This window comes from Gilliamella sp. App6-5, assembly GCF_001690525.1.
Lineage (GTDB): Bacteria > Pseudomonadota > Gammaproteobacteria > Enterobacterales > Orbaceae > Gilliamella > Gilliamella apicola_H.
The window spans coordinates 1-12,315 of record NZ_LZGT01000040.1 but is presented as its reverse complement, the minus strand read 5'-3'; the positions used below and the strand labels follow the sequence as shown (position 1 = coordinate 12,315).

Sequence of the window (12,315 nt, the reverse complement as noted above, 5' to 3'; positions counted from 1 at the left end):
TTTTTTTAATAATAAAAAAGATTATTATCATCCACTTTTATTTTATAGCTAATATTAGGCTTTTTATCATTTACGTTATATTTTCCTTGAAACTTTAATTTCCAACATTTTCTATTGGTGAATTTTCTTAAATCAAGTCTTGATATCTTTTTTAAGTTTAAAGCCTTAAATATTTGCTCAGCAATTTTGACTTTGGTTTTAAAGCTGTCTTTTAAAGCAATAATAAAACCAATAACAGCAAAAGTACCAAAAGCCATTGCAGCACCTGAAATGTTATTTAAATAACTATTACTTAAAGTAACAACTTTATCTAAACCATGGTAATATATATAGATGCCCGTCACGACTAATAGTGCAATTATCAAAGTCATAATAGTACATTTAAGGCAAAATACAGAATAAGCCCAACGCCCTCGAAAACAGTTAGGGCAAACACAAATAATCCGTTCATCGGGTTTGGCTATGGCATAAAGTTCGTAATGGTCATGTTGCCATTCAGCGACCACAATCACTTCATCACCTGGTTGAAATGGACAATCTCCAACCCAACCACGATAAATCTCTTTTTCAATTTGTACATTGACAAAATTGGCATTACGCAAAACTGGTTCAGTTTCTGGCATACTAGTTAAACCAACTTGGCCCCGTAATGTGCCTATAATTGCGCCAATTTGTGCTGCTCGATTAGTTCGTTTCATTGATTCTTGCATATTTTGGTACGATTCAACTTCAAACGCTTGTTGTTGCATTTGTAAATCAATGTATTTTATTGTGCCACGAATACAAGTAAACTCATCGCCCAAGCACGGTAAAACCGGTGGCGTGGCATGATGTCGCCAAGATTTGTCGACCATTTGATTTTGAATTTTATAAAATGATTTTAGGGTCATATATTTATCGCTCTTAATTTAGTGAATAAGGAGTATTTAATTGGGATTGTGAATTATTTTCGGGATCAATTCCTAAAATATCATTAAACGAAAAATCGGAAAAGATTGAGCTATCCCAACCAATATAAGTTAAAAAGCTATCGGTGGCGTGTTCAACTTTTTCTTGATTTTCTTCTATTTTCATTAGTTTTTTAAAGGCTGTTAATTCTGCGTCAAAATTTGGGGATATATTACGATCATATTGAGTGCCAAAACGGGTAGCTCTAATCCATTTTTGGATATCGTCATCAACAATTAATGTCCACACAAAATCCACCACCATTAAAATTAATTGCACCCACCATGTGGCAAGAATGGTAATGATTTTAAGTCCAACTATTACTATAAACCTACTAAGAATAAAACGACTCGCTAATTTAGGCGACATTTTTAACAGTGCTGTACTCGTTTTGAAAAATTGACTAATATAGACCATGACATTGGCATAGTTTAATGCCAATTCAACATTATCTTGATTTTCTTTTTTTGCCTGTGGAATTGCATATAATAACCCAAATATCGACGATGCCCCACTAGTTAAATGCCCTACAATTCTTAGCCCTATTACTAGTTTGGTGCTTTTAAAGGAAATTTCCACAGGTTTAATTAGCACATTGGTTAATGAGCTGACCAAACTCAATGAGGCAGACAGTACTAAGTTAGTAAATTCATCGTCGTTGTAATTGTCTTCTTGAATAAATAATGTTGCAATAACCGGTAGCTGAAAAACAAGCAACACGGCAGATAATCTTGCGTCTTTTAAATTACGTCCAAATGCTTGGTTATTATGATTACCCCACATTTCATCGTGTTTTCTTTTAATGATAATATCAGCTGGTTTTTCTGTTCTTTTTATAATGACTTTTCTTAAAATATTGTGAGTATAGTCTTTTAAGTAACTATTAATTAACATGCCTCGCATACCTTTTTGCCCTACTTTCGGAAAAGGGCCTGAAAACATTTGATAATCACTGTTTAATTTTTTCATTCTGTCAACCCAAGTCCGGCGGATGTAATATTCGTGCATAACACCGTTAACTACTTCTGGCTCAAGCCCTGCCCTTGCCATAAATATTTTTTGGGCGATAAAGTGATTAATATGATCAGCTGCAATACGCATATTGCCGACCACCACACTAATAGGTTTAATACGGAAAAATTTGCCAATTAAAATAGAGGCAAGTTTATCACGCTTGTAGGCGAATTTATCAATAAATTTAGCATTGGCATTGGGTTTCTTTTCTTGCAGGTTAGCGTTGATTTCTTGACAAATTCCAGTAAAGGTAGATAAGTTATTAGGCGTATTGAACAAGATGCGCTTCAATCTTCCTTCGCCATCGATTTCATTGTGTTTTTCAGCATCCAGTAAAAAGTCTTCTAGCTCTTTAACGGCACCATTTTGGTTAAAGGCAATCGCTCGCCAAAGTAGATTGGTTTTAGGTATTTCATGCGCTTTTATCCATTCACCAATAGTATCATTGCCTATTTTCGTGTCTTGCACGCCATCGATTGCTGTTACAACAACTCGTTCAAATTCAATTCCGTCTTCTATATTATTTTGACTATAGTCATTTAACGTATTAAGGTAATTATCGCTTTGAATCCATATAAATACATTTTCGCTACGTTGTTCATGTAACAAGCTTGCTTGTTTCATGATTTGTTCGTATTTTTGGTGATAAGTGTCTCTTAACGGTTGATTAATTCGAGCTTGGTATTTTTCAAATTCTTCTCTTGATATAGTGCGAATTTTGTCGACTTCGGTTTTGTGCATTAATTCGCGTATAGCTATGGTTAATTCTGCATCTTTGCGCAATTTGGCTATAGTTTTAAGGTAGGCTTTGATATCTTTATTACTTTGCACGCGTTTCATGGCAAGATCCAATCGTCGATAATAGCTCGACACAACTCGTGAATCTTTTAACCAATCCTCAAACAGATCACAGCCTTTATTTAGCCCAGCTAGCATGTCGGGTTCAAAGCGATATTGGTTGTAATATTGGTCTCTACGCTTTTGTAGCCAATCTTTACCCTCTGTTTTTATTACTTCTTCTAGCCAATAATTATTTTTTTCTCTGCACATTTCTTCATAGATATTTAAATTTTTACGTCTTTCGTCTTCTTTGGATTGAATAAAGCTATTTTCAAAAAATGTTAATAGCGCATCGGATTGCATTTCATGTTCACGCTCTTCATTAAATAGCTGTAAGTATCCTACAATTTCATTACACCAACCATTTAATTCATAAGCAATGCCGACCGCATCCATTAGTCCTACAATGTAACCACTTGGTTCAGTTGAACGTTGTGAAGCTGATTCAATAGTATTATTTATATGGCGGTCAACAGACCATGGAAAAACGGTGCAATGGTTATCTAAGAACTTAGTATTCCATTGATTTATGTCATCTGAAACCAGATTATTAAAATGTTTAATTGTTGGATCGGCTATTTTTGATTTAATATCTTTATCTGCATAATCAATAATTTGTTTTATATTTTGTTGATTTAATTGTGCGATACCGTTTTCATCAGCTATTGCATCTTCTGCCATGTTTTTGGGCTCAATCATTGTCATTCTTTCACTGCGTAACTGACTATTCGTTTCATAGTTTTCTAGGACATCATCTTGCCATTTATGCTCACTATAAGCTAACCAGACTTTGCCACACTGCTTTGGTTGTTCAATACAAATAAATTCAGCACTGGCTGTATTTTGTAAAGTGGCTGCACAGCCACAATCTTCCTCCGCACTTGCCATTTGGGGGGAAAGTTGCTTCCAGAAGGTGCCGTTTTCAGCAATTTTATAGACTTCCCAATAGTTATTACCCCTAGCTCCTTCTTCATAAAATAGGTATAGAAAGCCTTCACGCGATACTCTTAATGCGTAATGGTAATCGTGTTTCAGTTCGATTTTTTTCAAATCAGAGTGCCTTGCCCAATTTGGTAGTTTAAGTCCGTTGGTTTGAGGAACAACACAATAAGTTACAGGCAATATTGTTAACCCTTTTGAAGAAGTACAATTACACTTCATTACTTTCTCCTGATGCTAATTTTTTACTTTGTTGGGCAATTTGGAGCCATTGTTCATCAGTAATTGATGCAACACGCTTTTGATAATAGGTCTCTTTTTGTTTTAAAAGCTTTGTAATTATAGGCGTACGGTGAAATTCACTACCTATTGTTAAGTAATGCATGGCAAACAAGATTTTGTCTTGTTCGTCGGTGAGTTGGTATTGATTGCAAAGTGTGAGCGCGTTACGTATATATTCTCTAGCTTGATCTTCATGGTAACGTGGTTGATTTTTATACTTATGCCGATATTTAATTAATGTTTGATTTTCGATGCTAATATTTGCAATATTTTTCATTTCTTGATTATTTAATCCTAAACGATGAACAACAAATTCCCAGCGAATTTTTGCCGCTTTATAACATTCTAATACGCCATCGCCATTGAGTACGGCCCAACATGTTGTTGCACTAAGAATCTTATCTTTAATCTGAGGTAATATTAGGCTTAAAACAGAATTTAATACAGCTGGATCATAAAGGCGCAACAGATAATAACAGTATGTTATTGGATGTCTTTGAATGCATAAATTAGCAATATAATCACTTAGAATTTGTATTTTTTTGTTTGAAAATAGCCAACCACAAATTGCTCTTCCTTGTCCAGATAATAATGCTTTTGTTCTTGTTTCTTGAAAAGATAACTGGATTAATTGCTTTAATATTTCAATCTGTTCATTTAAATTGAATAAAAGTAATGCAGGCACATTTTTAATATTGAACATGGGATGATCAAATTGAATAAATTGTAATTTTGAATAATTATCTTCAATGTATGCATACACGTCATTTTCTAACGCTAAAACACTTAGATCACGCAAACTTAAGTCTAATAACAAATAACAATAGTCTGCTTCTTTAGCATTTTTTATTAATTCATCTGCTATTTTACTAATTTGTTCATTAGACAATTTATCATCTTCATATAGAAAAAGTTCAGACATATTAACTGTTTTAGTCATAGTTCAACTAATGCCCCTTGTTTTTTTGTTTGTTGTGATAATGTCCGTTGGCATCCAATAGGTAGCGTATTTTCTACCTTTTTATTTGCTGTTCCCATCTTCTGCATCACATTACACTTAAGATAAACATTATCCTGCGTGCCAAGTTCAATACCTTCACTGCTGATTTTGATATAAGAGCCACCGCAAATAAGTGTTAGTTCATCGCTCGCTGTGATAGTTACCTCACCATCCACACTATCCACTTTGATATCTTGCTTAGCAGCCATATTGAGGTTAGCATTTTGGGCTTGCAGCTCGATATCGCCTTGGTTGGCAAATAGTTTCATGCCTGATTTTTGCGCAAATAAACCAATCGCCTCAGCCGATGAAAGGGTGACGTTGTTTAAAGCGTTGATGTCGGTTTGATGTTCGCTGGTTAAGGTGAGGCTGCTCGCTGTTGTCAGTTGAATATTTTCAGGACTAGTTAGGGCGATGCCTTCTTGCGCATAGGCTAGTAGGCCACTTTGGGTTAGCTGAGTTAAGTTGGCTTTAAGTTGCGCTTGGCTGTCGGTATCGGCGCTGTGCGCTTCGGACTGGGTGGCGGCATTTTGTAGCGCTTTGGCAATGGAGAGGGCATTTTCAAGTTGAGTGATTGCCGCTTGCATATCAAGCTGTTTACCTTGCGCTTTAGGCTCGGTTTGGGTGGTTAAATATAAGCCTCTATTGGCGGCAATCGCACCCCATTCGTCGGTGCGCAGTTCAAAGCCTTCACCGCGAGGTTGTTTTTTTTCGTTAACTAAGTGACCAATATTAAGTTGAGTTTTGCCGTATTCGGTGGCCAGTTTAATATGCTCTTGCCCACGTTTATCATCCATGCGCAGTTTGTTATTAGCCGGCGTGCGAATCACATTGCGGTGTTTGTTAATGGTGGTAACAAGGTCGGGGTGAGCACTATCATGCATCGCATGGGCAATATACGGCCGGTCAGGATTGCCCTGCATAAAGGCAATCGCTACTTCAGTGCCGTCAATTAACGGAAAGTGAAAACCATAGGTGTTGCCCGCATACGGTTTAGCTAAACGTACCCATAAGCTTTCCGTGCCATTTTTCCACTCATTTAAATCAAAGTTAAATTTAACCCGATAGCGCCCTTGCGGGTCAATATAGCCATAGGTGTCATGATTAGCACTGGTGACACGGGCAGGTAATGTGCCACTAACTTGTGGCCAGCGTATGGGCGCAGGGCGATAGGGTTTTAAGGCTTGATAGGGAATAGCGGTAAAGGTGAGTTCATAAGCATCAGTGCGGTTACCCTGCCCTTGTACCGTTAAAATGATGATACCGTCATTGATATCTGCCAGCGGGCTGCCGTTGAGGTTAATCCATTGGCCGGGAGCAAGGTTATAGTGGTTACTCTTGCCTTTGAGGATAATTTGCTGGCTAATAGCCTGTTCATGACGAATACGGGCATACCACTGACCGCTTTCAATCTGATTCTCGTCATGCCTGTTATTCTCATTAGGATTATTGCCGTTATCACGATTATCATTATTAATATTGTTATCATCATCGTTATTATCGCCACTATCTTGCGGGTTGTCTTGTCCGTTACTCGCTAAGCCTTTATAGTGCTCGGCATAGCGATAGTCGCTGCCATAGGTGGTAAGGTCTTTAGGTTGGGTGTTTATTTCGCCCTGTAAATCGGCTAGGGCATCACGGTAGTTATAGTCTTGTACCTTGACTGAGGAGACTACCACTTCACTATGCAGGCTGATATCCCACACACTTTCAACGCCCGTATCTGCCATGCCACTAGGTGGTTTATAGTCAATATTAGCCACCTGCGCATAGCCTTGTTCATAATCACTTAACACCATCACATCACAGTGGTGCTCAGCGTGGGTTTCAAAGCGAAACCAGATACCCACATCGGCCAATAAGCGTTGAATAAATTCAAGGTCACTTTCTTGCCACTGCGTGATAAACTCCCGCTCAGGATAGCTGTCTTTTAACTCTAAACGGTAATCAATGCCCGTCAAACCATGACTGCGCAGCACTTCTTCAACTACACTCACCACACTTTGATTTTGAAATATGGCATTATGTTGGCCAATAGCCAACCGTGCTAAGCACGAAGATAACACCACTTGATAATGGGCTTCCTCTTTATTGACGGATAACTGACTAAACTCAGTAATCACCCCATGCAAGGTGCGTTTATTCGTCAACGTGGGCAAATCACTTAATGAGCGGATAGCGGAAGTTAATGGTTTATTGATAACTGGATTAAAGGAGAAGGTCGATTTTTGATTAAGAAAGGCCTCAGGCGATAAGGTTTTATCAGTACTGGTAAAGGAGATTACATAACGCCAAGGCTGGTTTAACGACTCATTACCCTCAACATGTAAAACCGAAATCGGCGCGCCCAGCCCGTCAACCGTTAAGGTATAGCGATTATGGCTAACGCCCCCTAAGCCCGCCATTAAATCGCTAAACCCGTCACCGAGCTGGCTCAGAAGACGATTAAGTTCGTTTGACATGTTTTCCTCCTTATATCCATTTTATAAAAATCAATCTGTGTTATTTTTAGTTATTTTTTTATTTAACACTGATATTTTCATCATTAAGTTTAACTAAAAAGTATACATTGTTTTAGTGTTAAATTTAACCTTTTGTTAAAAATTTGTTAAATAAATATTGTTTAATATGAATAATTTCAGTTAGTTAAACCAGTAAGTGATAGCGACTTAGCGTCTTTGTTGAATAAGGGATTTAAGCAACGTTATGCTTTATCGAGGGAAATTTTTAACTTATTAAATTTAAAATAATTTCAATCTGAAACGGTATAGATTCCTGAATATTTTTAACAAAAATTACTCTAATTCTGCGCCAATAAAATAGGGGGATAATTCTTCTATAAATGAAAAATTCGCTTAAGCAACGGAGGGAAAGCAGAAAGCGTAATACATCCCTTAATGGGGATATGGTATCATCCGTAAATATTTAGTGGTTCCAAAGATAGGAAATCAAAGATTAAATACTTGATTAATAGCTACAATATCGCAAAACGCATAAAGCGATTTTTGATAAAATACCTTATGCGTTTTTAGCGAATTATTTTAATCATGAAGTGTAAACAACTCGGCTCCTACACATTATTTGCTTTATTCCTTGTTTGCGCAGCCCTCATAGCGGAACAGAGTACTATATAATGTTTAATATAAAACACTTTAATTTTAAATTAAGTTTATAAATTATTGTCTATCATTTTTATTAATGGAGCATTTTCAAATATGACTTTATTAATAGAAGTTTTTTTTATTACTTTGCCTTTGCCATTATAATGAATCATTTCCCCTTTATTTTTAAGGTAATTAAAGCTAAATTTATAAAGATTATTGTGATACCGTATTGATTTTTCATAAAAACAGCATCCGTCATGAGATTGACCTATTAATACTTTATTTTCATATAACACCTTTGGGTTAATAATATTATCAGACAATTGTTTAGAATAACGGTAAATAGATGTTTTTGGATCATAGAGGAAATAAGAGTAACTTATATTAACATCGCCATAATTTTCAGAAACTCTAATATCAGGATAAGAATCGAAATTTAAATCTTCAAAAATAATATTTATTTTATCTTCTAAAGAAAAAAAACGTAATCTTTGTTCATTTTGATTTACAACAATCACTAATTCGTAATCATTGTCATTAATAGCCTCTATCTTTATACTTGATATAATCTCTTTATAAGAGATACTTTCTTTTTTTAAAATCAATGGGTATTGTTCCCCATTAATTGTCCCATCCCCATTAAAAAGATTATTTCTTATATCTAAATGTATTGAAGAAAATTTGTTACGTTCAATTTTTTCTGATTCTAATTGAATGCTTTTATTAATGATATTACCGTTTAACATGTTAACCGAATCTTGGTCTCCGATTTTATATAATCCGGTTATATCATTTTTATCACTAATATCTAATGTTAATATTAAATTTTTATTTTCAAATAACCCCTTCAATCCAATTCTTTCATTTATTAATAAAATAGGATCAGCAAAAACTTTCGATACAAAAAAGATAGAAAGAAAAATCAAAAATTTCATTATTAATTTACTCCGAAAGCTTTCTTTGCAATGTCTAACATTTCTGCACGGTGTGCCATGTTGTTAGGCTCTTTTGTCTTATCGGGATAATAGGGATTATCTTGTTTTTTCCAACCATTGACATATACTGAAACCCAATACAAGTCATCTTCATCTGCTTTAACATTTAATTTAGGCTTTATTTTTAACCAATAATAACCAGATACCAAAGAAGCTAACTCTGGATTACTTGCTACTTTCTTAGCATTTTCTAAAGATGAAGTGATATCTAAATTATGATATTTTTTTATTGTTCTTAAATACGTTTGACATGCAGTATAATTATTGCGTCCAGTAAGTTGTAAAAGTCCTCGCCCTTTGAATTTTATGCCATCTCCTTCTAATATATTTCCTAGGCTTATGTTTCCTTCATAAGCTTTACCACTCGCTATTTCTTCCATATAACGTAATTGCCCTGTCTCATGAGCTATTTGTGCTAAGAAATGCGCTTTTCTTAATGGCGATTTTATATCAAATATTTCCATTGTATCATTAATAAATGGTAAAAATGTTTCTATTATTTCTGAATTACACCCTGACATAATTGTCGATAATTGTTCATAACTGACATGCCTAAAACTTTTTCTAAATAAATTAAATAATGCTATAGGATGCATAAACCACGCCTTGCCATCAGTGCTAAGCGTGGCTGGTGGGGTGGTGTCTGCTGGGATGACTAAGTTATATGCATTTTCATAATTGATTTCATTATTATATTTAACACAACTACCTTTTACTTACCATTTTCCCACCCATCAACTCTAGGTCTTATTTTGTTGAATAACTCGTTGTTTTTAAGCAATTCATCTAAACCAATTTGGATTTGGCTGTAACAATAAAAAGGTACCCTTATTTCAACATTTGTAACCATCACCCTTCACCGTAATTCCAAGGATTAAAAGCATACCCTCTAATCCATTTTATTATTTCTCCGTGCTTTTTACTGATATAGCTTACCTTAAACCAGACATTAGAATATTGGTCTTTATCCCAAATTACGTCTAGAATTTTGACAAAATCGTTTTGTACTAAATACATACTTTCTGGCTCATTTTCATTGGGGTTATTATAAAGATTGATTTTTTCTTGTTGAATATAAGACTTGATATTGGGTTTTATGGTAGATTTATTTAATAGTTCTAATAATATCTTTTTATCATAAAAAGTAATATTCCCTTTTGCATCAATAATATCTAATCCAATAATTCCCTCAGATTTTGTTTTACCCAATATTCGTTGGTAAATTTTTGATTCTTTAAAATGGTATTCTTTTTCCTTATTCACCATAATAACTATAAATTTATTTAAAAAGTAATCATTGAGTGATGAATAACGTCGATAAAAATTGATATCATCTATTTTACCAATAAAAGCATCAAATTGTTTGTCAGATAAATATTTATTAGTTTCAGGAAAGTATATGTTATGGTATATGCTGTATAAGTAAAACTCAGGAAATAAATTTAAAATTGCATCTTCACCGAATCCATCTTCGATAATTTGTTGATCGCCACAATAAGAATATTTTGCTTCCATAAAATTTTTCAATCTTTGGTTAATATATACACATTGAACCATTAACTCATTATTTTTAATCATAATAGGTATATCTGCTTCAATAGATTCCGTAGCTGGCATAAAGTAATGCAATGCAGGCTTATCATTCCATGCTTCCAATTCAATATTCAGCATTCCCCATATTCCAATTACATTTTTATATAATTTATTGATGTTTTCTGCCTGTACTTCTAGCATGGCTGTTTTTGAAAAAAATTCTTCCTCATCATTATTTTTATCCTCACAAAAGTAAGATATAAATTTATAAATTTTAGAATTAATGTTAAATTGTTTATTTTCTATAAATAATTTATTTGAACAAGACAACTTTGCATAACTGACATTACTGATTATCATCACTAATATCAATAATATTATTTTTCTCATTCTAAAATTCCTCAGTTAAATTTGACGTCTTTCGAAGGATTGATTCAAATAGCTTCGCAAAAAAGGCTATATTATCAGCACTATCACTTCCATTTATTACTGCTCTTGCTGCTTTGTAATTAATATGGCTTTTATAGATATACCTTGGCAATTTACCACCAGTAAAAATCCCTTTCATCATCCCCCAAATCATTATTGGCACGGCATAATCAAGTTCTGCTGCTTTATCGGGTTGATCAACAAAATCAATACCAAAATAGTCACTCGCTTTTTTATAATTATTTTTCCACGTTAAATGAACTAAACCTCGACCACGATATTTATAACCATCCCCCTCTTCTGTATTTCCATTGTTCTTAGCCCTTTTTTTTAAGGATTCATTGCTTGCTAATACAGGATCATATTTATTAAAATATGCTTTTCCTAAACTGCCTGAACGTTCTTCCAGTGCGCAGAAAAAATCACTTCCCCACGTAGCTTCCCAACGAGCTGTCGCTAACATATAAGATACATGGTAAATATTTGGTTTGAATTTATCATGCTTTTTGTAAAACAGATTTATTCTTTTAATGATCCCTCTGTAACTATCCCCTAAAATAGTACAGCAAAAAAGTAGAAAATTCTCTATGATAAAAGTAAAAGAGGATTCAATTATGAAAAAAATGACTGAACATCAAATCGTCGCTATTTTAAAAGAAGCTGAAGCAGGTATTCCTGTCAAGGAACTCTGCCGTAAATATGGCATGGCAAATTCAACTTTCTATAAATGGCGAGAAAAATACGGCGGAATGGAAACCTCTGATATTAAACGTTTAAAGGAGCTTGAGGCCGAAAACCGTAAACTTAAACAGATGTTTGCCGAACTGAGCTTAAAATCCCAGCTTCAGGAAGAAATCATAAAAAAGCTTTAGTGCCCACAAAGGTACGTAAAATGTGGGCACAGCAACTACAACAAAATCATTCAGTTACTATTGCTATGAGTTGTGCCATTGTTGGCTTAAGCCGTTGTGCTTACTATCATCAACCTAAGTTACCGGATGATTCGGTGATTATTTCGGTGTTGAATGCTATCACAGACCGGCATTTACGCTGGGGCTTTCCCAAATGTTTTAATCGCATCAGAAAGCTCGGCTATAAATGGAATCATAAACGGGTGTATCGGGTGTATTGTGAGTTAAAACTTAATATTAGAGCTAAACGTAAAAAACGTATCCCCCAACGAACACCAGAAAAGCTATTGGTTCCTAATAAACAAGGTGAATGTTGGTCA

10 protein-coding genes are annotated in these 12,315 nt (G+C 34.6%); 2 read left to right on the top strand and 8 right to left on the bottom strand.

The genetic code is table 11. The features are described 5' to 3' along the window. Positions 1-5 precede the first annotated feature (5 nt). From A9G24_RS05035 to A9G24_RS05000, 8 genes are all read right to left on the bottom strand, one after another. Positions 6-890, bottom strand: coding sequence for a putative type VI secretion system effector (locus A9G24_RS05035; RefSeq protein WP_065638050.1), 885 nt, complete (start codon positions 888-890; stop codon positions 6-8). Positions 891-903: 13 nt separating this feature from the next. Next, complete coding sequence (locus A9G24_RS05030; protein ID WP_065638049.1) at positions 904-3,963, bottom strand: T6SS effector BTH_I2691 family protein; 3,060 nt, start codon at positions 3,961-3,963, stop codon at positions 904-906. Beyond that, positions 3,953-4,963: a hypothetical protein gene (locus A9G24_RS05025; protein WP_065638048.1), complete on the bottom strand. Its 1,011-nt coding sequence runs from the start codon at positions 4,961-4,963 to the stop codon at positions 3,953-3,955. Before A9G24_RS05025 ends, A9G24_RS05030 begins: the two co-directional genes overlap by 11 nt. Then, positions 4,960-7,485, bottom strand: coding sequence for a type VI secretion system Vgr family protein (locus A9G24_RS05020; RefSeq protein ID WP_081303088.1), 2,526 nt, complete (start codon positions 7,483-7,485; stop codon positions 4,960-4,962). The genes A9G24_RS05025 and A9G24_RS05020 overlap by 4 nt, the downstream gene beginning before the upstream one ends. Positions 7,486-8,192: 707 nt before the next feature. After that, a complete protein-coding gene (locus A9G24_RS05015; protein ID WP_065587615.1) occupies positions 8,193-9,062 on the bottom strand; it encodes an XAC2610-related protein in 870 nt (289 codons plus the stop codon). Positions 9,063-9,064: 2 nt separating this feature from the next. Then, positions 9,065-9,718, bottom strand: coding sequence for a glycoside hydrolase family 19 protein (locus tag A9G24_RS13025; RefSeq protein ID WP_065638047.1), 654 nt, complete (start codon positions 9,716-9,718; stop codon positions 9,065-9,067). 253 nt (positions 9,719-9,971) lie between these two features. After that, positions 9,972-11,045, bottom strand: a complete 1,074-nt coding sequence (locus A9G24_RS05005) for a hypothetical protein (protein WP_065638046.1) — start codon at positions 11,043-11,045, stop codon at positions 9,972-9,974. Between the two features lies 1 nt (position 11,046). Continuing rightward, a complete protein-coding gene (locus A9G24_RS05000) occupies positions 11,047-11,547 on the bottom strand; it encodes a hypothetical protein (protein WP_081303087.1) in 501 nt (166 codons plus the stop codon). Positions 11,548-11,698: 151 nt separating this feature from the next. Here A9G24_RS05000 and A9G24_RS04995 point away from each other — a divergent pair, with 151 nt between their 5' ends. Both A9G24_RS04995 and A9G24_RS04990 read left to right on the top strand, forming a co-directional pair. Then, a complete protein-coding gene (locus A9G24_RS04995; RefSeq protein ID WP_065637205.1) occupies positions 11,699-11,956 on the top strand; it encodes a transposase in 258 nt (85 codons plus the stop codon). Between the two features lie 20 nt (positions 11,957-11,976). Then, a partial coding sequence (locus A9G24_RS04990; protein ID WP_141673072.1) for an IS3 family transposase occupies positions 11,977-12,315 on the top strand: 339 nt, incomplete at its 3' end.

Coding starts and splice junctions, on each gene's coding strand:
- A9G24_RS05035 (WP_065638050.1), bottom strand. CDS start 890: ATGACCCTAAAATCATTTTATAAAATTCAAAATCAAATGGTCGACAAA.
- A9G24_RS05030 (WP_065638049.1), bottom strand. CDS start 3,963: ATGAAGTGTAATTGTACTTCTTCAAAAGGGTTAACAATATTGCCTGTA.
- A9G24_RS05025 (WP_065638048.1), bottom strand. CDS start 4,963: ATGACTAAAACAGTTAATATGTCTGAACTTTTTCTATATGAAGATGAT.
- A9G24_RS05020 (WP_081303088.1), bottom strand. CDS start 7,485: ATGTCAAACGAACTTAATCGTCTTCTGAGCCAGCTCGGTGACGGGTTT.
- A9G24_RS05015 (WP_065587615.1), bottom strand. CDS start 9,062: ATGAAATTTTTGATTTTTCTTTCTATCTTTTTTGTATCGAAAGTTTTT.
- A9G24_RS13025 (WP_065638047.1), bottom strand. CDS start 9,718: ATGCATCCTATAGCATTATTTAATTTATTTAGAAAAAGTTTTAGGCAT.
- A9G24_RS05005 (WP_065638046.1), bottom strand. CDS start 11,045: ATGAGAAAAATAATATTATTGATATTAGTGATGATAATCAGTAATGTC.
- A9G24_RS05000 (WP_081303087.1), bottom strand. CDS start 11,547: ATGTTAGCGACAGCTCGTTGGGAAGCTACGTGGGGAAGTGATTTTTTC.
- A9G24_RS04995 (WP_065637205.1), top strand. CDS start 11,699: ATGAAAAAAATGACTGAACATCAAATCGTCGCTATTTTAAAAGAAGCT.